This window comes from Faecalibacterium sp. HTF-F, assembly GCF_023347535.1.
GTDB lineage: Bacteria > Bacillota > Clostridia > Oscillospirales > Ruminococcaceae > Faecalibacterium > Faecalibacterium wellingii.
The window spans coordinates 2,261,684-2,284,854 of record NZ_CP094473.1; the positions used below are offsets into that span (position 1 = coordinate 2,261,684).

Annotated in this window: 22 protein-coding genes and 1 pseudogene; 2 read left to right on the forward strand and 21 right to left on the reverse strand. The window is 63.2% G+C overall.

Annotation, left to right across the window (positions count from 1 at the left end; translation table 11 throughout):
* Positions 1-355 precede the first annotated feature (355 nt).
* Positions 356-1,381 carry a LacI family DNA-binding transcriptional regulator gene (locus tag MTP37_RS10715; RefSeq protein WP_249237266.1) on the forward strand — a complete coding sequence of 342 codons (1,026 nt, stop codon included), beginning with the start codon at positions 356-358 and terminating at the stop codon, positions 1,379-1,381.
* Between the two features lie 60 nt (positions 1,382-1,441).
* Here the strand turns inward: MTP37_RS10715 and MTP37_RS10720 are convergent, their stop codons facing one another.
* On the reverse strand, positions 1,442-2,299 hold the full coding sequence (locus MTP37_RS10720; RefSeq protein ID WP_249237267.1) for an AraC family transcriptional regulator: 858 nt from the start codon (positions 2,297-2,299) through the stop codon (positions 1,442-1,444).
* A 293-nt stretch (positions 2,300-2,592) separates the two neighbouring features.
* Here MTP37_RS10720 and MTP37_RS10725 point away from each other — a divergent pair, with 293 nt between their 5' ends.
* The gene (locus MTP37_RS10725) at positions 2,593-4,854 is read left to right on the forward strand and encodes a glycogen/starch/alpha-glucan phosphorylase (RefSeq protein WP_249237268.1); all 2,262 of its coding nucleotides are present in this window, start codon (positions 2,593-2,595) and stop codon (positions 4,852-4,854) included.
* 174 nt (positions 4,855-5,028) lie between these two features.
* Here MTP37_RS10725 and MTP37_RS10730 read toward each other — a convergent pair whose 3' ends face one another.
* From MTP37_RS10730 to MTP37_RS10820, 20 genes and pseudogenes are all read right to left on the reverse strand, one after another.
* A complete protein-coding gene (locus MTP37_RS10730; protein ID WP_249237269.1) occupies positions 5,029-5,703 on the reverse strand; it encodes a precorrin-8X methylmutase in 675 nt (224 codons plus the stop codon).
* Positions 5,700-7,202 carry a cobyric acid synthase gene (locus MTP37_RS10735; protein WP_249237270.1) on the reverse strand — a complete coding sequence of 501 codons (1,503 nt, stop codon included), beginning with the start codon at positions 7,200-7,202 and terminating at the stop codon, positions 5,700-5,702. Before MTP37_RS10735 ends, MTP37_RS10730 begins: the two co-directional genes overlap by 4 nt.
* Entirely contained in the window at positions 7,199-8,266 is a 1,068-nt protein-coding gene (locus MTP37_RS10740) for a pyridoxal phosphate-dependent aminotransferase (protein ID WP_249237271.1), read from the reverse strand. Before MTP37_RS10740 ends, MTP37_RS10735 begins: the two co-directional genes overlap by 4 nt.
* Positions 8,263-9,216, reverse strand: a complete 954-nt coding sequence (gene cbiB, locus MTP37_RS10745) for an adenosylcobinamide-phosphate synthase CbiB (protein ID WP_249237272.1) — start codon at positions 9,214-9,216, stop codon at positions 8,263-8,265. The genes MTP37_RS10740 and cbiB overlap by 4 nt, the downstream gene beginning before the upstream one ends.
* The gene (locus tag MTP37_RS10750; protein WP_005943240.1) at positions 9,213-9,812 is read right to left on the reverse strand and encodes a histidine phosphatase family protein; all 600 of its coding nucleotides are present in this window, start codon (positions 9,810-9,812) and stop codon (positions 9,213-9,215) included. Before MTP37_RS10750 ends, cbiB begins: the two co-directional genes overlap by 4 nt.
* The gene (locus MTP37_RS10755) at positions 9,806-10,126 is read right to left on the reverse strand and encodes a bifunctional adenosylcobinamide kinase/adenosylcobinamide-phosphate guanylyltransferase (RefSeq protein ID WP_249237273.1); all 321 of its coding nucleotides are present in this window, start codon (positions 10,124-10,126) and stop codon (positions 9,806-9,808) included. Before MTP37_RS10755 ends, MTP37_RS10750 begins: the two co-directional genes overlap by 7 nt.
* Positions 10,123-10,875: an adenosylcobinamide-GDP ribazoletransferase gene (locus MTP37_RS10760; RefSeq protein ID WP_249237274.1), complete on the reverse strand. Its 753-nt coding sequence runs from the start codon at positions 10,873-10,875 to the stop codon at positions 10,123-10,125. Before MTP37_RS10760 ends, MTP37_RS10755 begins: the two co-directional genes overlap by 4 nt.
* Positions 10,872-11,393: a bifunctional adenosylcobinamide kinase/adenosylcobinamide-phosphate guanylyltransferase gene (locus tag MTP37_RS10765; RefSeq protein WP_249237275.1), complete on the reverse strand. Its 522-nt coding sequence runs from the start codon at positions 11,391-11,393 to the stop codon at positions 10,872-10,874. Before MTP37_RS10765 ends, MTP37_RS10760 begins: the two co-directional genes overlap by 4 nt.
* Positions 11,387-12,451, reverse strand: a complete 1,065-nt coding sequence (gene cobT / locus MTP37_RS10770; protein WP_249237276.1) for a nicotinate-nucleotide--dimethylbenzimidazole phosphoribosyltransferase — start codon at positions 12,449-12,451, stop codon at positions 11,387-11,389. Before cobT ends, MTP37_RS10765 begins: the two co-directional genes overlap by 7 nt.
* A 5-nt stretch (positions 12,452-12,456) precedes the next feature.
* Positions 12,457-13,803, reverse strand: a complete 1,347-nt coding sequence (locus MTP37_RS10775) for a cobyrinate a,c-diamide synthase (protein ID WP_249237277.1) — start codon at positions 13,801-13,803, stop codon at positions 12,457-12,459.
* A complete protein-coding gene (cbiE, locus tag MTP37_RS10780; protein WP_249237278.1) occupies positions 13,800-14,996 on the reverse strand; it encodes a precorrin-6y C5,15-methyltransferase (decarboxylating) subunit CbiE in 1,197 nt (398 codons plus the stop codon). Before cbiE ends, MTP37_RS10775 begins: the two co-directional genes overlap by 4 nt.
* On the reverse strand, positions 14,984-15,730 hold the full coding sequence (gene cobK / locus MTP37_RS10785; protein ID WP_249237279.1) for a precorrin-6A reductase: 747 nt from the start codon (positions 15,728-15,730) through the stop codon (positions 14,984-14,986). The genes cbiE and cobK overlap by 13 nt, the downstream gene beginning before the upstream one ends.
* Entirely contained in the window at positions 15,727-16,509 is a 783-nt protein-coding gene (gene cobJ, locus MTP37_RS10790; protein WP_249237280.1) for a precorrin-3B C(17)-methyltransferase, read from the reverse strand. The genes cobK and cobJ overlap by 4 nt, the downstream gene beginning before the upstream one ends.
* The gene (locus tag MTP37_RS10795) at positions 16,502-17,500 is read right to left on the reverse strand and encodes a cobalt-precorrin 5A hydrolase (protein WP_249237281.1); all 999 of its coding nucleotides are present in this window, start codon (positions 17,498-17,500) and stop codon (positions 16,502-16,504) included. Before MTP37_RS10795 ends, cobJ begins: the two co-directional genes overlap by 8 nt.
* The gene (cobM, locus tag MTP37_RS10800; RefSeq protein WP_249237282.1) at positions 17,497-18,258 is read right to left on the reverse strand and encodes a precorrin-4 C(11)-methyltransferase; all 762 of its coding nucleotides are present in this window, start codon (positions 18,256-18,258) and stop codon (positions 17,497-17,499) included. The genes MTP37_RS10795 and cobM overlap by 4 nt, the downstream gene beginning before the upstream one ends.
* Before the next feature lie 4 nt (positions 18,259-18,262).
* Positions 18,263-18,967 carry a precorrin-2 C(20)-methyltransferase gene (cobI, locus tag MTP37_RS10805; protein WP_249237283.1) on the reverse strand — a complete coding sequence of 235 codons (705 nt, stop codon included), beginning with the start codon at positions 18,965-18,967 and terminating at the stop codon, positions 18,263-18,265.
* The gene (cbiD, locus tag MTP37_RS10810) at positions 18,955-20,418 is read right to left on the reverse strand and encodes a cobalt-precorrin-5B (C(1))-methyltransferase CbiD (protein WP_413784544.1); all 1,464 of its coding nucleotides are present in this window, start codon (positions 20,416-20,418) and stop codon (positions 18,955-18,957) included. Before cbiD ends, cobI begins: the two co-directional genes overlap by 13 nt.
* Positions 20,404-20,904, reverse strand: a pseudogene (locus tag MTP37_RS13225) (ABC transporter ATP-binding protein); the annotation flags it as partial. The pseudogene MTP37_RS13225 and the gene cbiD, both read right to left, overlap by 15 nt.
* Entirely contained in the window at positions 20,901-21,917 is a 1,017-nt protein-coding gene (locus MTP37_RS10815; RefSeq protein ID WP_249237285.1) for a FecCD family ABC transporter permease, read from the reverse strand. The gene MTP37_RS10815 and the pseudogene MTP37_RS13225, both read right to left, overlap by 4 nt.
* Positions 21,918-21,947: 30 nt before the next feature.
* Positions 21,948-23,087 (reverse strand): ABC transporter substrate-binding protein, encoded by a 1,140-nt coding sequence (locus MTP37_RS10820; RefSeq protein ID WP_249237286.1) that lies wholly within the window; start codon positions 23,085-23,087, stop codon positions 21,948-21,950.
* Between the last annotated feature and the right edge of the window lie 84 nt (positions 23,088-23,171).

Sequence of the window (23,171 nt, forward strand, 5' to 3'; positions counted from 1 at the left end):
GATACGCAGAGTGACGCATTGCACGATTTGCGCAACTCTTTGCGCAAACATTGACATTGCGTGCAAACGGCTTTACAATAGAAGCAATATATCAGACACGGAAATCAACTTTTGATGCTTGACCCAGAGCAAAAGCCTTCACCCCTTGGGGGGAAGGTGGCGCGTAGCGCCGGATGAGGGGTATTTAGAGCAAAATGCTGTTGTCCTGCGCCCTCATCAGTCACCTGCGGTGACAGCTGCTCCCCTCTTTGTCACCTACGGTGACATTTCTCCCCGGCGCGGGGAGAATCTGTCCCTTCCGGGGGAAGCCTTTAGAGGAAAATTGATTTCCTTGTATGTCGAGGAGGAACAGATCATGGCAGTTACCATCAAGGATGTCGCCGCAGCAGCGGGGGTCTCCCCCTCCACGGTGTCCCGCACCTGCAAGGACAGCCCTTCCATCAGCCGGGACACCAAGGAGCGGGTGCGCCGCATCATGGCACAGCTGGGCTATGAGCCGAACTTTGAAGCCGAACCAGTGGAAGCTTTTTCCAAGACCATCGGCATCATTCTGCCCTCCTCCCAGCGGGACGTCTACGAAAATGCATTCCATCTGGAGATCATCCGCGGCATCGGGCAGTTCTGCAACCAGCGGCGGTATGTGAACACGGTCATCACCGGGCAGGACGATGCAGAGGTTCTGGACGCCATCCAGAGCATGGTGGCCAACGCGCAGGCAGATGGTTTCATCCTGCTCTATTCCAAAAAGGACTGTCCTGTGGCAGCCTATCTGCGCAGCGAAGGGCTGCTCCACGTCATTGTGGGCAAGGCAGCACAGTCCGCCAACCAGACCATCTATATCGACAACGACAACGCCCTTGCCGGAGAGGAAGCCGCCGACTACCTCTATGAGATGGGCCACCGCCGCATTGCCTATTTTGGTGTCAGCAATGCCATGCTGTTTTCGGCAGAGCGTAAGCGCGGCTACCAGATGTCCCTGCTCAAGCATGGCATCACCCCCCGCGAGCAGGACTGCGTGGAGATCGACGCCCTGAACGATGCGTACGAAGAAACGCTGAAGGCCCTGCTCACCGCGCCGGACCGCCCCACCGCCATGCTGGTCAGCGATGATATTCTTGCTGTGGTGCTGGAACAGTTCTGCGGCAAGCTGGGGCTGCACGTCCCGAAAGACCTTTCCATCGTTTCCTTCAACAACTCGCTGTTCTCCCGCATCACCAGCCCGCAGCTGACCACCGTGGACGTGAACCCCTACCAGCTGGGCATGGAAGCGGCCAGCCAGACCATCAACCACATCGAGAACCCGAATCTTCTGGCAACCAAGATCATCGTGCCGCACCGGCTCATCCCACGGGAGAGTTGCTGCCCGCCGCCGGAGGTCTGATGTGCAAAAAACGAGGCCGTTTCCTCTCTTTTCCAGAGAGGCAGAACGGCCTCGTTTTGCTTATTTTTTCCGGTACTCCCGGGGCGTCATGCCGAAGTGTGCCTTGAACGCCCGGTTAAAATAGGAGAGGTTCTCAAACCCGCACCGGGAAGCGATGGTCAGAACCGTCTCATCCGTGGCCTGCAGCGCTTCGGCGGCGGTGTTGAGCCGGTACTCGTTCAGAAAGGCCACAAAGCTCTGTCCGGTCATCTGCCGGAACCACCGCATAAAATGGCTGGCGCTGAAGGAGCAGACCCCGGCGGCATCCGCGACCCGGAGCGCCTCGGCATAATGAGCCGAGAGCCATTGCAGGAGCGTTTTCAGCCGCTGGGTGTCGGCTGTCTCGGCGGCAAGCCGCTGCCGGCCCTGTGCAAGGAGCAGGGCAAGAAACCGCAGCAGCGCCCCCTTGACCTGCAGTTCATAGCCGGGGAGCTTGGCACGGTTGGCATCCTCCACCTCCCGCAGGCAGGCGGCGGCCTGCAGATAACACAAATCGTTCGGGGTCAGCCGCGCAGGCAGCGACAGGCGCCCGCTTTGCAGCGGAAGCAGATATTTCTCGGCACAAAGGTCCTCTGCGCCGCCCAGAAGCTCCAGCTCAAAAATGATATTTTCGTATTCCATGCACTGCCCCTCGGCCTGCCGCAGGGCATGGAGGGTGCCGGGCGTAAAAATAAAGATGTCCCCCATGCGGGCCGGGCAGCTTTCAGCGCCCACCTGCACCAGCCCTGTGCCCCGCTTGACAAAGACCAGCTCCATGCTCTCCTGCCAGTGGAGCGCCACCTGCGGAAAGTCCCCCGGAATGGTGCAGGGATACAGATTGAAGGGAAACCGCACGGCACCGTGCTGCTTGGTCTCCTGCAAAGATGCCTGATTTTGCATCGTTTCACCTCCTGATGATAGGATTGTACCACAGTCTGCGCTTTTTAGGCAAGATTTTGATTGTTTTATGTGGTATATCTGGAAGTACAGATGTCAAACCTGTTTTCCGCAAGGTGTATCTGAAAACAAAGAAAATGATGAATATTCCGCAAGCACAAGCGGGCTCTAAGGCAAAGAGCCACAGGGATCCTTTGTGGATCTCAAGGCTGTTTCACGCAAGATCCGGCTGTGCTTGTAGAAACAGACTAAATTTTCGACTTTTCAGATACACTCTAATAAAGGAGGATGCATTTATGAGCTTTACCGAAACGTTACAGGGTCTCACGGGCAAGCCGCTGGCGGACTGCACGAATCAGGAGCTGTATCTCGCGCTGCTGGAACTCGTCCGGCAGAAGAGCGCCGACCGTGTGCAGCCGGTCACCGGCCGCAAGCTGTACTATATCAGCGCCGAATTTCTCATCGGCAAGCTGCTGTCCAACAACCTCATCAATCTGGGACTGTACGATGAAGCCCGGGATGCACTGGCTGCCGCCGGCAAGAGCCTTTCCGATATCGAAGAGGTGGAGCCGGAACCCTCTCTGGGCAACGGCGGTCTGGGCCGTCTGGCTGCCTGCTTCCTCGACTCTCTGGCAACGCTGAACCTGCCCGGCGACGGCGTGGGCCTGCGGTATCACTTCGGCTTGTTCCATCAGTCCTTTGAGGACGGCGTGCAGAACGAAAAGCCCGACCCGTGGCTCACCGCCCACAGCTGGGCCGAAAAGACCGACATCACCTACCCGGTGGAACTGGCGGGCAAAGAGTACACCGCCCGGCTGTACAAACTGGCCGTCACTGGCTACGAGGGCCGCACCAACACCCTGAACCTGTTTGACCTTGACACCATCGATGAGAGCATCGTCCATGACGGCATTGCCTTCGATAAAACTGCCATCGACAAGAACCTGACCCTCTTCCTCTACCCGGACGATTCCGATGAGGCAGGCCGCCGCCTGCGGGTGTACCAGCAGTACCTGATGGTCTCTGCCGGTGCCCAGCTGATTCTGGCCGAGTGTGCCGCCCGGGGCTGCGATTACCATGATCTGGCCGACTACGCCGCCATCCAGATCAACGACACCCACCCCAGCATGGTCATCCCGGAGCTGATCCGGCTGCTGGGCGAAAAGGGCATCGAATTTGAGGAAGCCGTAAAGATCGTCACAAAGACCTGCGCCTACACCAACCACACCATTCTGGCCGAGGCGCTGGAAAAGTGGCCCCGCGCCTATCTGGATGCCGTTGTGCCCCAGCTGATGCCCATTATCGAAAAGCTGGACGCGCTGGCCCGCACCCGCACCAAGGACGAGAGCCTTGCCATCATCGACAAGGACGACCGGGTGCACATGGCCCACATGGACATCCACTTCACCCACTCCACCAACGGCGTGGCGGCGCTGCACACCGAGATTTTGAAGAATTCCGAGCTGCACGGCTTCTACGAGCTGTACCCGGAGAAGTTCAACAACAAGACCAACGGCATCACCTTCCGCCGCTGGCTGCTGGAATGCGACCCCCGCCTGACCGCCACGCTGGAACAGCACATCGGCTCCGGCTTCCGCAAGGACGCTGCCGAGCTGGAAAAGCTGCTGGCTTTTGCTGATGACGAAGCTGTGCTGGACCAGCTGACCGCCGTGAAGAAGGCCAACAAGGAAGCACTGGCAGACTGGCTGCTGCGTACCCAGAAGGTGAGCGTGAACACCGATGCCGTGTTCGACATCCAGTCCAAGCGCCTGCACGAGTATAAGCGCCAGCAGCTGAACCTGCTGTATCTCATCCATCAGTACTACGAGATCAAGGCTGGGCACCTGCCCGCTGCTCCGCTGGTGAGCATCTTTGGTGCCAAGGCCGCACCTGCCTACACCATTGCAAAGGACATCATCCATGCGCTGCTGACTCTGTCCAAGGTCATCGCCGCAGACCCGGAGGTGTCCCAGTGGCTGCAGGTGGTCTTTGTGGAGAACTACAACGTCACCGCCGCCGAAAAGCTGATCCCGGCCTGCGACCTGTCCGAGCAGATCAGCCTTGCCTCCAAGGAAGCCTCCGGCACCGGCAACATGAAGTTCATGCTGAACGGCGCGCTGACGCTGGGCACCATGGACGGTGCCAATGTGGAGATCAGCCAGCAGGTGGGCGAGGAGAACATCTATATCTTCGGCCAGACCTCCGATCAGGTCATCCACCGCTACGCCGTGGGTGACTACGACCCCGCCCAGTGGGTGGAGGGGGATGCTAACATCCGCCGCGCCATCAACTTCCTCACCGGCCCGGAGATGCTGGCCGCCGGTCACGCCGAAAACCTGACCCGCCTGCACAACGAGCTGATCCATAAAGACTGGTTCCAGACCCTGCCGGACTTCAACGCCTACGTGGTGCGCAAGGGGCAGGCCCTCAGTGATTACGTCTGCGACCCGAAGGGCTGGCGGCGCAAGTGTCTGGTGAACATTGCCAAAGCAGGCATGTTCTCCTCCGACCGCACCATTGCCGAGTACGACCGGGACATCTGGCATCTGGGCAAATAATTTTTCCTAAACTGCATTCCACCATCATTTTTTCAAAGGCTGCTGCACGCTTTTTGCCGTGCAGCAGCCTTTTTGTATAACGAAAAGGCCCTCCCTGTTTGTCAAGCAGGGAGAGCCTTTATCTATTCGGCATTGCCGCTGTTTGCGGAGAAAGCGGTCTGACGGCCTTTCCTTTTATCCTCTCCACCCTCTGGCAGAGGGGTCCAGCATTTCGGCGGCAGAATAAACAAGGGCGTTGCAGATGGCTGCGGCCACATTGCTGCCGCCCTTGCGCCCCATGGCAGCAATGGCAGGCACGCCGTGCTGTTCGCAGATTGCAAAGAGGGTCTCCTTGCTTTCCACCACGTTCACAAAGCCCACCGGCACACCGATGACCAGCGCAGGCCGCAGCCCGGCTTCTATTTCTTCTGCGATGGTCAGCAGGGCTGTGGGCGCATTGCCCACGGCAAGGATGGCCCCCGGGTGCTCCCGGGCAGCGCGGTGCATGGCAGCCACGGCGCGGGTGGTGCCCGCCTGCTTTGCCGCTTCGGCCACAGCGGGGTCGGCCATGTAGCAGACGGCCTCACAGCCCAGCTTTGCAAGGCCCGGTCTGGAAATGCCCGCCAGCGCCATGTTGGTGTCGGTGACGATCACCGCACCCCTCTGCAGGGCCCTGACAGCGGCCTGCACCGCGCCGGAAGTAAAGCGCAGATTTTTTGCGTAGTCGAAATCGGCAGTGGTGTGGATGACCCGTTTGACCACCGCAGCCGTCTCCGGCGGCGGGGTCAGGCCCAGCTCGTCCAGTTCCCTTGTGATAATGGAGATGCTCGTCCGTTCAATGTCGGCGGGCAGATGATGCTGCGGTGTCATGCGTTCTCTCCTTTCGGTCCGGCAAGGCCCATAGCGGCGTAAACGGCAGGCAGGTCCAGCGCCGCGCGCACGCCGTCTGCCAGCAGGTCAAACTGCTGCTGACGGTATTGTTCCATGGGGATGAGATCGGCCCCGGCCGGGTCGATCCCCTTCTTTCTGCACAAAAAAGCGGTCAGTTTTTCAGTCAGTTCGCCGGTGTCGAACAGCCCGTGCAGGTAGGTGCCGAACACATTGCCCTGCACACAGCCCTCCGGCGTGCCGCCTGCAAGGGTGCAGAACGCACTGCCCCGCACCTCGGTGCGGCCTGCGTGGATCTCGTAGCCCGTGAGCGCTGCCCCGGCAAAGGGAGCAGCGGCAGCGCGGGCTGCGGTCTGGGTCAGGTGCTTTTCGGTGCCGAACACTGTCGTGGTGGGCAGCAGGCCAAGGCCCCGCAGGGTGCAGGGGGTGCCGCTCTCCTCCCCTGCCGGGTCGCAGAGCTGTTCGCCCAGCATCTGATAGCCGCCGCACACGCCCAGCACCGGTGTACCGGCTGCCGAAAGCCTGAGCATCGCCGCTTCCAGCCCGCTTTCCCGCAGCCAGCGCAGATCATCCATGGTGTTCTTGGTGCCGGGCAGGATGACGAGATCCGGCGCGCCCAGCTGGCGGGTGCGCTGCACATACCGCACGCCCAGCAGCGGGTGCTGTTCCAGCGGGATAAAGTCGGTGAAGTTGGACACATGCGGCAGGCGCAGGATGGCGATATCCAGCGGCTTGACGGCGCTTTTTGCTTCCAGACGGTCCGAGAGAGAATCCTCGTCCTCGATCTCCACCCGCAGATACGGCACCACACCCACTACGGGCAGCTGCGTTTTTTCTTCCAGCATGGCAAGGCCGGGCCGCAGGATCTCCACATCGCCCCGGAACTTGTTGATGATGAGTCCCCTGATGCGGGCACGCTCGTCGGCTTCCAGCAGCTCCACGGTGCCGTACAGCTGCGCGAACACGCCGCCCCGGTCGATATCGCCCGCCAGCAGCACCGGCGCATCCACCAGCTTTGCAAGGCCCATGTTGACGATATCATCCGCCTTCAGGTTGATCTCTGCCGGGCTGCCCGCGCCTTCGATCACGATGATGTCGTTCTCGGCGGCAAGGCTGTTGTAGGCTTCCAGAATGTCCGGGATAAGGCTGCGCTTCATCCTGAAATAATCGGCGGCGGACATCTGGCCCCGGGCCCTGCCATTCACAATGACCTGACTGCCCACATCGCTGCTGGGCTTGAGCAGGATGGGGTTCATCCGCACATCCGGTTCTGCGCCCGCAGCCTGTGCCTGCACCACCTGTGCACGGCCCATCTCCGCGCCGTCGCGGGTGACGAAGCTGTTCAGGGCCATGTTCTGGCTTTTAAAGGGTGCCACACGGTAGCCGTCCTGCGCAAAGATGCGGCACAGCGCCGCGCACAGCAGGCTTTTACCCGCACCGCTCATGGTGCCCTGCACCATAATGCATTTTGCTTTGCTCATTGCGCCACCTCCGGCAGGGTCTCGGCCAGCAGCGCAAGCAGCTGCCGGTTTTCATTCTCGGTGCGCACGGCGGTGCGGTACCAGCCTGCGTCCAGACCCGGATAGTTGCCGCAGCTGCGCAGCACCGCGCCCTTGTGCCGCAGCGCAGCGCCCAGCGCTTCCGGTGCCCGGAACAGCAGATAGTTGGCCCGGCCCTCGATCACCCGCAGGCCCAGCGCCCGCAGGCCGTCTGCCAGCACAGGCCGCTGTGTTTCGATCAATGCACGCACCTGCGCCACATAGTCCGTCTCGTCCAGCGCAGCAATGCCTGCCGCCTGCGCCAGACCGGACACCGCCCACGGCTGGCCCGCTGCCTGCATCCGGGCAAGGCGGCTTTCGTCCGCGCTCAGGGCATAGCCCAGACGCACGCCCGCCATGCCGTAAAGCTTGGTGAAGGCTTTCAGAATGATCAGCTTCCTGCTGGTGCTCAGCAGCCGCTTTGCGGAAAGGATCTGCCCCTCGGGCAGAAAATCCAGAAAGCATTCGTCCACGGCCAGCACTGCACCCACGGCCTCGCATCTGCGCAGCAGCGCCTCCACAAGGGCAGGCCGGGCCAGCTGGCCGGTGGGGTTGTTGGGCTGACAGAGGAACACCAGATCGATGCCCGGGTGCACGGCATCAAGGATGGCGTCCGTCACCGCAAAATCGTTTTCCTCCCGCAGGAAATGCCGTTCCACCCTGCAGTCCACAGTTCCCAGTGCCGTGGCGTACTCGGCAAAGGTGGGTGCCGTCACAAGGGCGGTGCGGGGCTTTTCGGCCAGCGCCAGCCGAAAGATGAGGTCTGCCGCACCGTTGCCGCACAGCAGCCATTCGGCGGGCACACCCTCAGCCACAGCCAGCTTTTCACGCAGGGCCCGGCACAGCGGGTCCGGGTAGCGGTCGGCCGTGGCAAGGGACGCCGTAATGGCCTTTGCCACGCCCCCGGGCAGACCCAGCGGGCTGACATTGGCCGAAAAATCCAGCGGGTCGCGGCCGAACTCGGCGCGGTAGCCCGCCCAGTCGCCGCCATGGGTCAGTGGTTTCATGCAAGACACCCCCGTATCACAAGGCCCAGCACCACCGCCAGCATGCTGGCCGCATACATCATGCGGTTGGCGCGCAGGATGTCCTGCGGCTCAATGGGACGCAGAGCATCACCGATGGTGGGCTTGGGGTAATATTCGCCAAAATAGTAAGCCGGGCCGGCCAGCTGCACCCCCAGTGCACCGGCGCAGGCGCTTTCGGTCTGGGCGCTGTTGGGGCTGGCGTGGTTGTGCCGGTCCCGCCGCCAGATGCGCCATGCACCTTTGGCATCGTTTCCGGTAAAGGCCGCAGCGGCCACCCACAAAAGGGCGGCAAGGCGGCTGGGGATGTAGTTGGCCATATCGTCCAGCTTCGCGGCTGCGCGGCCAAAATAAAGGTACTTCTCGTTCTTGTAGCCCAGCATACTGTCCATGGTGTTGATGGCCTTGTAGGTCAGCGCCAGCGGTGCCCCGCCGATGAGCATATACAGCAGCGGCGCAATGACGCCGTCGCTGGCATTTTCGGCCACCGTTTCCACGGCGGCCTTGGTCACGCCCTCGGCGGTCAGATTCTGGGTGTCGCGGCCCACGATGCGGCTCACGGCTTTGCGGGCCGCGGGCAGGTCGTTCCGGACCAGCTCGTTATACACATTTGTGCTCTCCTGTGCAAGGCCCTTGGCTGCCAGCGCCTGCCCGCACCAGAACATCTGCACGGCAAGGCCCAGCCACGGGCTGAGCTTTGCCGCCGCCAGACACACAAGGCTCGTGACCAGAAAGGTGCCCACCGGCAGGCAGAACGCCGTCACGGCACCGCCCAGCAGCTCTCCCTGCGGGGTGCCGGGCAGGCGGGCGCGCAGGAACTTTTCCAGCCGGGAGATGCATCTTCCCATAAGCACCACCGGGTGCGGCAGCCACGCCGGGTCTCCGAAGAGGGCGTCCAGCACAAAGCCGCCGACAACTGCCTGAAAGATCATGCCCTGCTCTCCTTTGTGTACTGGACGGTCTTCACGAGATACAGCAGATGCTTTTCCGTCCAGTCCTTTGCATCCAGCACAAAGCCGCCCGCGTTGGGCCCGCACCATGCGTAATAGTCCCTGTGGGGGACGGCAAACCGCTCCATGGCGGCCATCTGGGTGCCGCCGTGGGCCAGAATGACCAGCCGCTCTTCGCCTGCGGCAAGGGCTTTATCGATCAGTTCTGCCACAGTGCGGCAGATGCGATCCGAAAAGTCCGTCTTGCGCTCTCCGTCCGGGCAGGGGCTTTCGCAGTTGGCCTTCACCCATGCCTGATACTCGGGGTCCTTTTCCATCTCGATGAAATTGCGGCCCTCAAAGCTGCCAAAGCACATCTCTTTCAGGCCGTCCACCGGCACAAGTTTCGCCTCCGGGAACAGGATGCGCGCCGTCTGGCTGGTGCGCTGCAGGGTGGAAACATAGACCACATCGGGGTCAAAATCTGCCCGGCGCAGCTGGGCAGCGCCTTCGGGTGAGAGCGGGATGTCGCGCTGGCCCTGATAACGCTTCTGGGCGTTGTATTCCGTCTGGCCATGACGCAGAAGATAGATCAGCATTGAGACAATTCTCCTTTCAAAACCGTTGGGATGCCGCAGAACATCTGCACGACGCACTCTGCCCGTGCGGCCAGCAGGCAGGCAAGCCTGCCCGCCGCCTCGCGGTCGGCACGCTGCTTTGGGTCCATCGGCACAACACCGCCGCCTACCTCGGTGGCGATGAGGATCTCGTATTCAGAAGCAAGGCGGTCTGCCAAGGCAGGCAGGTCGGCGGCATCTGCCGCCAGCTGCTGCACATCGGCCAGCGCCCTGCCGGGAAGCATTTGCGCAAAGGTGCGCTTGCCGCTGTAGAGCGGCCCGGTGATAAAGATCATAGCAGTCCTCCCCACTGGCAGGCACACAGCGCCGCCAGCATCCAGAGCTCGGCCTTTTGCAAAAACCACCCGGCAAGGTCGCCGGTGATGCCGCCGAACTGCTTCCGGCTCACAGCATGGTAGCGCCAGAGCACCGTCAGCGCTGCCAGCACCAGTGCCCAGCCGCCCAGCGCCGCCATGCCCATGCACAGCACTGCGGCCAGCACCGCCAGCACCCGGCGCACCACAGTTTTGTCTGCCGCAGTGGCAAAGGTGTGCGCAAGACCGGTGTTTTTCGCCATGGGGAATGCCGCCACCGCATAGCCCGAAAGCGCTCGTTCCAGCACCAGCGCCAGCGCCCACAGCGCCCCCGCCCGGGGAGTGAACCGCACGCAGGTGCACAGGGCAAAATAGGCCAGAAAATAGCTGCACAGCCGGATGACCGCAAAGGCACCGCAATGGGGGTCTTTTAATATTTCCAGCTTCTTTTCTCGGTCGCCGTAGCTGGAAAGGGCATCGCAGGTGTCGGCGTAGCCGTCCAGATGGATGCCGCCCGTCACCCACACAGGCACCAGCGCAAAGCCCGCCGCCTTTGCAAGACCCGGCAGAGGCAGCACCCCGCACACGCACCATGCCGCCCCAATCACCGCACCGATGAGCGGGAAGGCGCACATGGCGTAGCGCATATTTTTTTCGTTCCAGTCGAACTGCGGCACCGGGATGGCCGAAAACATGGCAAAAGCCACCGCGATGGTCTGCAAAACGATCATTTTTCCACTCCTTTATAGTACACGGGGATGCCGCATACCACCCGCACCACCGCATCTGCCCGGGCGGCAAAAGCATTGTTCACCTGCGCCAGTGCCCGCAGATAGCGGTCTGTATCGCCGGCATAGTCGGCCCCGCCGCTGAACACCTCGTTGGAGACCACGAGCAGGTTTTCGCACTGGGCAGAAAGGCTGTCCAGCCCCCGCAGGATGGCAGCGGCGGCATCCTCCCCTGCCCCGGCAGGGTCGTACAGCTCGTTGGCCGCAAGGTTGCCCAGGTCTTCCAGCAGGGCCGTGCCCCGGGCAGGCAGACGCAGCTTTTCCAGATGCAGCGGACACTCCACCGTTTCAAACTGCTTTGCGGCCCGCATTTTGCGGTGCTTTTCCACCCGGGCGGCACACTCGGCGTCCCATATCTGCATGGTGGCAAGGTACCAGCGGGGGCCGGTGGTCCTGAGCACAAGGCTCTCGGCATATTCGCTTTTGCCGCTGGCTGCGCCGCCCAGCACCAGCGTCAGCATTGGGGCTTGTACGGCTCAATGCCGCCCTCCGCAAAGGAATAGCACCCGCCGTACACCGCCAGTGCCATATCCCACAGCGGGATGCTTGCCACTGCACCGGTGCCCTCGCCCAGATGCAGCCCTGCGGTGATGACGGGTGCCTTGCCCAGTGCTTCCAGCACCATACGGGCCGCAGGCTCTGCGGAGCAGTGGCTGGCGAACACGGCCTTTGCCGCCGCCGGGCACAGCCGCACGGCGCACAGCGCGGCTACCCCGCTGATAAAACCATCTGCCAGCACCGGCACCCCGGCCAGCGCCCCGCCCAGAAAGATGCCGCACAGGCCCGCGATGTCAAAGCCGCCCAGCTTGGAAAGCACATCCAGCGGCTCCTCCGGGTCCGGCTCATTCTTCAGGATGCCGCGGCAGATGGCATCCACCTTGCGGGCAAGCCCCTCGTCCGAAAGGCCCGCACCGCGCCCGGTCATAAGCTCCACGGGCTGGCCCAGCAGCACCGCCGCCACCGCACTGGAGGTGGTGGTATTGCCAATGCCCATTTCACCGGTGGCGATGAGCCTGTAGCCATCCTCTGCCAGTTCCCGGACAAGGGCGATGCCCTCCCCAATGGCCTGCACCGCCTCGGCACGGCTCATGGCGGGCCCTGCCGTAAAGTCCATCGTCCCGGCGGCAATGCGGCAGTTCCGCACGCCGGGCACCGGTTCGCCTGCCATGCCCATATCCACGGGCACCACATCACAGTGGGCCGCGCGGGCCATCTGGCACACACTGGTGCGCCGCATTGCAAGGTTTTCGGCCACGGCGCGGGTCACTTCCTGCCCGGTCTGGCTCACCCCCTGCGCCACCACACCGTTGTCCGCGCAGAGCACCACCACCGCCCGGCGGGAGAGATCAAACTCCGCACTGCCGGTGAGGGCAGCGGCGTCCTCCAGCATGGTCTCCAGCCGGCCCAGTCCGCCCAGAGGCTTTGCAAGGCCGGCCCAGTGGGCGTGTGCCGCCGCGCGGGCGGCTTCGTCCGGCGGGGTGATACCCGCCAAAAGTGCATTCAGTTCCGTTTCGGTCATTTTGGTCATCCTTTTGTTTTGCTGTATCGTTCTGCCGCACGCACAAATCGTCCCGGCAGGGGCGTGCCCGCCCAGTATAAATGCGGGAAGCCCGCATAAAAATTCTCGTTTGCAAAGCCGCATTCCCACTGCATTTTCTCGTTTTTACGGGCCGTAAATGCAGTGCCGTTTGCGGTGGAATCCCAGTGGTGAAATTCGTGGACAGGCAGGCTTTCTCCCGCGCGGAACAGCATACTGTCCCGCTTTGCGGTCAGGACAGCATAGCCGAACCGCACCAGCCTGCCCGCCCGGACGCCTGCTCCCGGCAGGACGCCCGCCATGGGCCAGCTCTTTTCCTCGGCGTCCTCCAGACTCTGCCCGAGATACAGAAAGCCGCCGCACTCTGCCGCTGTCGGCAGACCGGCGTTCACAGCCTGCAGGATGGAGGCCCGCATGGTTTTGTTTTCGCTCAGGGCCTGCGCATACAGCTCCGGGTAGCCGCCGGGCAGATACAGCCCGCAGACTCCCTCCGGCAGGGCAGCATCCCGCACCGGGCTGAAAAATACAGGCTCCGCGCCCGCCTCCCGCAAAGCGTCCAGCGTTTCGGCGTAAGTAAAGCAGAAGGCTCCGTCCCTCGCCACGGCGATGCGGACAGAAGCGGAAGCCGTTCCCCGGGGAGAAAGGCGTCCGCCCTCGGGGCATGGCCTTTCCGTCACCGCCGCCAGCTTCTCCCAGTCCATCACCAGACGGTCTGCCAGCAGAGCGATCTTTTCCTGAATGTCCGTGATCTCGCCTGCGGTCTTCAGGCCCAGATGGCGGCTTTCCACCGCCGCCTGCGGCAGGTTGGGCAGATAGCCCAGCACCGGCAGGCCGGTCTCGCTTTCCAGCAGGTCTTTGAGCATTTTATACAGCTTTTCGGAGCAGCTATTGAGCAGGATGCCCGAAATATGGCTGTTTTTGCGGAAGTGCACAAGGCCCTGGATCTCTGCCGCCAGCGTTACGCTGGCCCCTCCGGGCTGCACCACCAGCAGCACCGGAAGCCCCAGCGTGTCTGCCAGCTCCCATGCGCTGGCCCGGGTGGTCAGGCCCTGCCCGTCGTAAAAGCCCATGGCCCCCTCGCACACGGCAGCGCCGTGCCCGGCGGCACAGCGGGCGTAAAGCGCCTGCACCGTAGTCCGGTCCGAGAGGAACAGATCCAGATTATGGCTGTCCACCTGCAGAGCGGAGCGGTGGAACATGGGGTCGATGTAGTCCGGCCCGCTTTTGAAGGCGCAGGGGTCGGCCCCGCGCTTTTTCAGTGCCGCCAGCACGGCGCAGGTCATCGTGGTCTTGCCGCTGCCGGACCGGGGCGCGGCGATGAGGAATTGCATCATTTGCGTATACCCGTAATGAGGAAGATGGGGTTGTTTGCCATGAGCAGGTGAAGACGGCCTGCCGGTTTTGTGCGGCTGACCGCCAGCTGCACCACCTCGGCGGCAAGGCCCCGGGCGGTAAGGGCGGCAGCCGCAGCGCTCAGCGTTTCCAGCGCAATGGCGGAAATGCAGATGCGCGCGTCCGGGTTTTTGGCAAGCACAGCATCCAGCACGCCTTCCATGCCGCCTTTTGTTCCGCCAATGAACACGGCGTCCGGTGCAGGCAGGTCTGCCAGTGCATCCGGGGCGCGGCCCTCGATGAGGGTGAGGTTGTAAGTTTGGAACTTTGCCCGGTTCTGCCGGATCAGGGCACAGGCGTCCGGATCGCACTCCACGGCATACACATGCCCTTTAGGCGCTGCCAGTGCCAGCTCCACGCTCACACTGCCCGTGCCTGCGCCCACGTCCCACAGGATATCCGCAGGCTTCACGGCCAGCTTTGCCAGCGCGGCGGCGCGCACCTCCTGCTTGGTCATGGGCACCTGGCCCCGGATGAAGCTTTCGTCCGGGAAGCCCGGTGTGCGGAAGTGCGGGACATCAAAGTTTTCCACAAGAAGCACGCTGAGCGGTGCAAAACTCTGCCCCGCCAGTTCCGCCGCAGAGCCGTAGCGGATGGCTTCTTCCCCGGTGCCAAGGTTTTCGCCCACCAGTGCGTGCACTTCGCCCATGCCGGCATCGGCCAGCTTCCGGCAGAGGGTGGCGGGTGTTTCGGCCCCGCCGGTGAGGAAAAAGACGGAGCGCTCCGTCATGCACTCTGCCACCGGGTCGCAGGCACAGCCGTGGGCCGACACCAGCTTCCAGTCCTGCCATGGGCGGCCCAGCGCCGCCGCCAGCAGCTGGATGCTGGAAACGCCCGGATACACCCGCGCAGGGATGCCCAGCGCCCGCAGGGGCGTAAGCAGGCCGGACGCGCCGGAATAAAACCCGGTGTCCCCGCTGTAAAGCACGGCGGCATCCTGCCCGGGGGCCTGCGCCAGCGTCTCAAGGATCTCGGCAGGCTGATAGAGGGCAAACTGCCGGGCAGTGCACTCGGGCGGGAGGCCCGCCAGCAGCCGCTTTGCGCCAAACACAAGGCCTGCCCTGCGCACAGCGTCCTGCGCCTGCACCGACAAAGCCTCCCATCTGCCGCTTCCCATACCGATCAGTGTGACCATTTCAAAATCTCCTGACAATGCGTGAATAATCCTGCCTCGGTCTCGCCGACCTCCTCCGGACGGCGCAGCACCACCAGCTGTACGCCGGTCTCGGCTGCGGCCTGCACCTTTTCGGCAAAGCCGCCCGCCGCGCCGCCGTCCTTGGTGACGAGATACCGGATGTGGAACTGTTCGATCAAAGCTTTGTTCAGCTGGCAGGAAAACGGCCCCTGCATGGCAATGATGTTCCGGTGCGGAATCCCGGCTGCCTCGCAGGCGGCAATGCCCTCCGGCGTGGGCAGGACCCGGGGATAAAGCCGCGCCGGGTCCAGCGGCGCAAACGCTGCCAGCTCCTTGGCACCGGTGGCAAGCAGGATGTTTTCCTTCGTTCCGGCAAGGTACTCTGCCGCCTGCGCCGCGGTCCCGAACACCACGCAGTCCTCGGGCAGCGGGCTCCGGGCCCGCAGCAGGCGACGGTATTCCACGCCGGCCTGTGCCGCCGCAGCGCGGATGTTCCGGGTCACATCCACCGCATACGGATGGGTGGCATCCACGCAGAGGTCTGCACCCGTCAGCAGCGCCGCCATGGCATCCGGTCCCAGCCGCCCGGCGTGGACCGTGATGCCCGCCATCTCACCCTGTTCCTCGGCTCCCAGCGGCGTGGCCACACACACGGTCACCTCAGCCCCCAGTGCCGCCAGCTTTTTGGAGAAGCGGCGTCCCTCGGTGGTGCCGCTGAACACGACAGCCTTCATTTGCGGTACCCCCGGGGTGTGACCATCCGGCCCGAAAGGGCGCGGGTGTTCCCGTTGCCGATGTACACGGTGGTGAACATATCCACCGGCGTGTCCTCCAGCTCGGCCAGCGTCAGCACCCGGGCGCTCTGGCCCTCGCGGCCAATGTTGCGCACAAGGCCGCAGACCGTCTCCGGCCCCTTGCCGTTTGCGCGCAGGATGCGCACCGCCTTTTGCAGGTAGTCCGGCCTGCCCTTGGAAGAGGGATTGTACAGTGCCACGCAGAAATCGCCCTGCGCGGCGCAGGCCAGCCGCTTTTCGATGACCTCCCACGGGGTGAGCCGGTCGGAAAGCGAGATCACGCAGAAATCGTGGGCCAGCGGTGCGCCCAGCACCGCTCCGCCGCTGAGGGCGGCAGTGAGCCCGGGCACCACCTCCACGGCAACATCCGGGTAATCCTCGGCCAGTTCCAGCAGCGGGCTGGCCATGCCGTAAACGCCCGCGTCGCCGCTGCACACCAGCGCGACCCGCTTGCCGGTGCGGGCTTTTTCCAGCGCCCAGCGGCAGCGGTCGATCTCCTGCGTCATGCCGGTAGCATAGTATTCCTCGCAGGGGAACTCGGGCTCGATCAGGTCAATGTAAAGCTTGTAGCCGCAGATCGCATCCGCATGTTCAAGGGCGCTCTGGGCTTCCTGGGTCAGATAAAAAACATCGCCGGGGCCAAGGCCCACCACGTAAACAACATTCTCGGGCCGGTCCATGTCCCATTCATCCATCTCAAATTCGTACCTGTCAGACATGCTGCCACCTCCAATCCGGGGCGAAGGGCCGCGCCGCCAGCGCAAAGGTCACGCCGGTGCGGGCAAATTTGTGAAAAACCAGCGGCCCGCCTGCAGCCAGCACTGCAGCGCGCTCGCAGACGTTATCCACGCCGGTGACGCTCTGCACAAAGGCCGAGGGCGTAAAGCTGCCGGGGGCCTGCCGCAGCTGTTCCGCCGTGAAAAACTCCACAGGCCAGCCTCGACTCTGGCAAAAGGCCAGAAGGCCCGCTTCGTTCTGTTTTAGATCGATGCTGGCCGCCGCCGCGATGCACTGCGGGGCAAAACCTGCCTGTGCGCAGAAGGCCGCAAAGGCTTCGGCCAGCGTGTCGGCGCCGGTGCCGCGCCTGCACCCCACCCCCAGCACGCCGATGTGCGGCACAAGATGCAAAGCATCTCCCGCCGGGCACAGGGTGAGGGCAAGTTCCGGGGTCGCTGCATCTTCTGCAAGGCCCGCAGGCGGGCTGCCCGCAATGGGCCAGTCGGATGCGAACCGCACCGTTCTGCCCGCCAGCAGTGCGCCGCTGACCTTTTTGATGCGCTCCGGCTCCAGCACGGCACAGTTCTGGTGTCTGGCCCATTCATCCACCGCAAACACACCGTTTGCGTCCGTGGCAGTGGTAATGACCGGCACCGCGCCGCACACAGCGGCCAGCCTCCGCGCCAGCTCGTTGGCCCCGCCCAGATGGCCGGAGAGAACGGGCACCGCAAAGCGTCCGCACTCGTCCAGCACCACCACCGCAGGATCAGACGCCTTGCTTTTGCAGTGGGGCGCAATGGCCCGCACCGCAATGCCCACCGCGCCCACAAAAATAAGGGCATCACTGTGTGCAAACTGCCGGGCCGTCCAGTCCGCAAGGCCCGGCTGCCCGGGCTCATGGCCGCAGCGGGCCACACTGCCGGGATATTCTGCGGCCAGCTTTTCCGCCAGCGCAAGGCCCTTTGCCGTAAAGGCAAGGTAGGCCCGGGTCACTGGTCTGTCCCCCTGCGGAACTCGGTGGTAAAGGCCGGGTCGTACAGCTTGCTGCGCTCGTAGTTCCGGCCCAAAAAGTCACCCACCACGATGAGCGCCGTTTTGGTGATGCCCGCTGCATGAACGCTTTCCGCCAGCGTGCCCACAGTGCAGCGGACGGTCCTTTCTTCCGGCCATGTAGCCTTGTACACCACTGCTGCCGGGGTATCCGGCGTGTAGGCTCCGCCCGCCAGAAGTGCCTGCTGCACCTTTTCCACAAGGCCGATGGACAAAAAGATCACCATGGTCGCCCCATGGGCGGCAAGGCCTGCCAGCTTTTCCTTTTCCGGCACCGGGGTGCGGCCCTCCATGCGGGTGATGATGACGGTCTGGCTCACGGTGGGCAGGGTGTACTCGGCGTTCAGCGCCGCTGCCGCGCCGCAGAAGCTGGACACACCGGGGGTATCATCGTAGCGGATGCCCTCGGCGTCCAGCACATCCATCTGCTCCCGGATGGCTCCGTACAGGCAGGGGTCGCCGGTGTGCAGGCGCACGGTGGTGCGGCCTGCGGCTTCCATCTGCCGCATTACTGCCAGCACCTGTTCCAGCGTCATTTCGGCGCTGTTGTAAACCGCACAGTCCTCTCTGGCAAGGCCCAGCAGCGCCGGGTTGACCAGACTGCCCGCATAGATGATGCAGTCGGCTGCCTGCAGAAGGGCCGCACCGCGCCGGGTGATCAGGTCCGGAGCACCGGGGCCTGCGCCTACAAAATGTATCATAACATCACTCCTTTACCAGAACGGTGGTAAAATAGCCCGGCTGGACCTGCGGCTGTCCGAGGGAAAGGTCCGGGCAGACCTGTTCATCCGGCAGGCCGCAGTTGCACACAAGGGCGCTGTTTTCAAGCCTGCCAGCCTGTTCCAGCGCAGCCAGCAAAGCGGGCAGCTGCCTGCCGGTCTTCATCAATACTTTGGTGCCGGGCGTTTCCAGCACGCGGCCCGCCCAGCTGCCCGGCGCAATGGTGAGCGGTGCATCCATGCCGCCGGTCAGCGGCACATTCAGCCGCGCCGCCGCCGCACAGAAGCTTGGCACCCCCGCCGCCATGGCGGTGGGATAGCCCTCTGCTTCCAGAAGGCGCTGCAGATAGCCAAAGGTGGCATAGATGGAAACGTCCCCAAGGTTCAGCATGGCAGTGTCCTGCCCGGCATCCAGATAAGGCCGCACCGCCTGCACCGCCTCTTTGTGGGAAGCCGCCAACACGGCCGGGTCACGGCTCATGGCAAAGTGCAGCGGGACGATGGTCTTGCCGTCCAGCGCTTCTCCCAGCGCACTGCAGGCGATGTCCAGCGCCAGCATCTGGCCGGAAGAAGTCTGCGGCGCAGCCAGTACCGGGCATTTCCGGATCAGCCGCACCGCCTGCAGGGTCAGCAGCTCCGGGTCGCCGGGGCCTACGCTGACGCCGTAAAAGGTGCCTTTCAGTTCTGCCATTCCTTCATCAGCTCCTTTGCAATACAGGTCTCGCCCAGCGGGCCGTGCTGGTTGGAAAAGAGCACCGCGCCCACCCGGAATGCCCCGCCTACCCGTCGGTCCAGATGCATCTGGATGGCCGCAAGGATGCTTTCCAGTACCGGGCCGCGCAGCTGTGCGCCGTCCAGAATGTCAAGACAGGCATCCGTGGTGGCGGCATCCATCAGGGCAGCGCACACTTCGCGCCGGGCCCCGCACAGCGCCGCATGGGCACAGAACACCTCGGCACGGCCATCTGCCGTGTGGGAGTGGGTGTTCATGACCCCTGCCGCCAGCTTGCAGAGCTTGCCCACGTGTCCCACCAGAAGCACCTGTTCAAATCCTGCCGTTGCCGCCATATCCAGCGTATCCCCGATGAAGTTGGAGGTCTTGACCACCGGGAACCGCTCAAACTGCGGCAGAGCGGAGGCCAGATAGTCCAGCCCGTAGTTGCCGGGGGCCAGCACCAGCCGCCGGGGCCCGGCGGCGGCTTTGGCCCGCAGCGCAGCCTGATTCATTTCCAGCTGGATGGTATCCAGAATCGCCTGCTGGCTCATGGGCTCCACGATGCCGCTGGTTCCCAGCACGGAAAGCCCGCCCTCCACCCCGATGTGCGGGTTGAAGGTGCGCTTTGCGGTCTCGGCACCGCCCTCGATGGAAATGGTCACTGCAAAGCCGCCGGTGTAGGCAGCATTTTCAGCTTCCCGTTCCAGTGCCTCGGCGATCATCCGGCGCGGCACATGGTTGATGGCAGCTTCCCCTACGGGCTGGTCAAGGCCGGGCTTCGTCACCCGGCCCACCCCCTCGCCGCCAAAGATGCGCACGCCGGGGGCATCCGGTTCCAGCACCACCGATGCAATCACCGGCAGGCCCGTGGTCACATCCACATCGTCGCCGCCGTCCTTGCGGATGGCACATGCGGCACCTGTGTCCGTTCTGCGGCACCAGAGGGGAGCCACCTCCACCACGATGCCCTTGGGCGTGCGCAGGGCCACCGTTTCCGGTTCGCGGCCGGTCAGCAGCAGACGCGCCGCCCCGGCAGCCCCCAGCGCGGCACAGGTGCCGGTGGTGTAGCCGCAGCGCAGCAGCTTCTGGCCGCTGCGGACGTAATGCTCAAACTGCGGCTTTCCGGCAGGTGCCTTTTCGGCTTCCGGCTCCGGTGTGCCGAACAGAGCCGTGTACTGCTGTTCGGTCAGGCCGTACAAAGCGCAGATGTTCTCCGGCTGAAACGCCTGTTCCGGGGTCAGCACGCCGGAAACACCGCCGGGCGAAACGCACACCACCGTGTCCGCTATTTTTTCGGCCAGCTCCAGCTCGTGCAGGCTCAGGATCACCGCCAGCTTTTGGGTGTGTGCAAGCGTTCCGAGGATGGTGAGCAGTTCAATTTTGCCCTTGATATCCAGAAAAGAGGTCGGTTCGTCCAGCAGGATCACTTCCGGCTGCTGGCACAGGGCCCGGGCCAGCAGGATGCGCTGGCGCTGACCGTCGCTGATGCGGTTAAAATCCCGGTCTGCCAGCTGCGCCGCGCCCACCAGCTCCAAAGCTCTGTGCACCTGCTGCCTGTCCCCGGCAGACAAAATGCCCAGCCGTCCGGTGTAGGGATAGCGCCCCGCCGAAACAAAATCAAAGCAGGTGGTCAGCTCCATCCGGCGGCTGTGCGGGGCCATGAGGGCCAGCTTCTGCGCCCGCTGGATACCGGTGTAACCGGCAAGGCTTCTGCCTTCCAGCAGCACCGTGCCGCCCATGGGGGCCAGCTGACCCGCCAGTGTGCGCAGCAAGGTGGATTTGCCTGCGCCGTTGGGGCCGATGAGGGTCAGGATCTGGCCCGGCTGCACCCCGAGGCAAATATCCGAGAGCAGCGGTGTCTTGCCGTAGCCGATGGCAAGACCCTGTGCTCCGCACAAAAAATGTTCCTTCATCGTGCCCCCTCCTGACTGCGCCGCACCAGCAGCCAGATGACCACCGGTGCGCCGAACACGGCCGTGACCGAGCTGATGGACAGCTCCGTGGGCGCAAACAGACTGCGGGCCAGCAGGTCGCAGAACAGGCAGAAAGCCGCACCGCCCAGACAGCACCCGGGCAGCACATGCAGCGGCTTTGCGCTGCCCAGCAGCTGCTTTACAAGGTGCGGCACCGCGATGCCCACAAAGGAGATCGGCCCTGCAAAGGCAGTGACACAGGCGGCCAGCAGACTGGAAAGCAGCACCAGCACCGCCGAGAAGAGCCTGACGTTCACGCCAACACTGCGGGCGTACTCCTCGCCCATCTGGTAGGCCGCCATGGGTTTGGAGAGCAGAAAGGCAGCCGCCAGCACAGGCAGCGTCACCAGCGCCGCCGCCTGCACGTTGGCCCATGTCATGCCGGAAAAGCTGCCCTGCGACCAGTTGTGCAGGTTGACGATGTTGGAGTCCTGTGCAAAGGCCACCACGATATCGGTGACAGCGGAACAGATGTAGCCGATCATTACACCGCAGATGACCAGAATGCTCATGCGCTGCACCCGCCGGGCCACCGCCAGCACAAAGGCCATGGCCGCCATGGCACCCGCAAAGGCAGCCACAATCATGGTGGCCGAGCTGGTCAGCATCCCGCGGTCCAGAAACACCACCATGGTCAGGGCCACCGCCAGCTTTGCGCCGCTGGAAACGCCCATGACAAAGGGCCCGGCAATGGGGTTTGCAAAAAAGGTCTGCAGAAGGTATCCCGCTGCACTGAGGGCTGCCCCCAGCAGCGCCGCCATGACCGCGCGGGGCAGGCGCAGCTGCAGGATGATGTTCCCCGCAAGCGCATCGCCGCCCTTGCCCAGCAGCGCCGTCAGCACCGCACCCGGTGCAAGGGATACGCTGCCCCAGAACAGGTTCAGCGCAAAAAGCACCGCCACGGCTGCCGCAAGGGCAATATAGGCGGCTGCAAGGCGTCTGGTACGGGTCATAGGCTTTCCTTTCTGTAAAATTTTTCTTCTTTAATCCACATGGGTGAGGAATTTCAGGGTACCGGCGGCAGGTGTACCCTCGGTGAACACCCGGTTCATATCTACGATCAGGTCTGCCAGCTCCATGCTCTGCTGGAACAGGCTCTGGGCGGTGCACCACACCTGCCCTTCCTTCACCGCTTTGAACTCGTTCAGCAGCGGGAAACGCTCGGTCAGCTGGCTCACCGATGCGATCATGCCCTCGATGGCGCTGTTGTAGATGAGCACGTCGGCATCCTTTGCGCCTGCATAGAAGTCCTCAAGCGGCAGGTTCATGGTAGCAAGGCTGTTGCCATTGTCCGTCAGGTCCGCAAAGACATAGCTGCCGCCCGCCATTTCGATCATGCGGGCCACATAGTCACTGCCTTTGCGCACAGTGGCAAGGTTGTTGGTGGTCAGCGAGAAGAAGGCACAGCTTTTTCCCGTGGGTTTTTGCGAGAGGATGGGCTGAACGGCTGTCTCCTGCGCGGAAAACACCTGCTCGGCCTGTTCTTCCCTGCCCAGCAGGATGCCGTAAAGCTTGATCCACTCCATGCGGGCCAGCGGGTCGCTCTCGTAGCTGGAACGCTCCACCAGCACCGGGATGCCAAAGTGTTCCAGCTGTTCCTTTACCTCCGGCGTATGCAGGATCATGGTATTCTCAATGGCAAGGCGGCAGCCCGCCGCCAGGATCTGCTCGTAATCCGGGGCGCTGTACTTGCCTGCATACGCGATTTTTTCCTCTTCCATGGCCTGCTGCACCGCGGGCAGATACCAACCCTCGGCCTTGGTGCCGGAAAAGGCCACGCTGTCCAGTGCATCCAGATGCAAAAGCAGATCCATCACCGAGGTGGAGACCAGATAAATATTCTCCACCGGCTGGCGCAGCACAGTCACATCAGCGGGCAGACCGTCCACCTCCGCAGCATCTTCCGGCACAACAAGGAACCGTGCATCCGACTCCGCAATGGTCAGCATGGTATAGCCGCCCTCATAGCAATCCGCCGTGAACTGCTGTGCATAGTCCAGCTGGTAATGATGGGAGAAAACAAGACTTTCCGTATTGGCAGGCTGAGCCTTGCTGCCGCAGCCGGTCAGCGTCAGCGCCGCAGCGGGGATCAGTTTCAGAAATTGGTTGCGAGTGATTTTCATAGGTAACTCCTTCCGTCACGGCTTACGCCGTGCCACCTCCCTCATAGAGGGAGGCTTTGGCAGTACGGTAAAGTTTATCTTTTT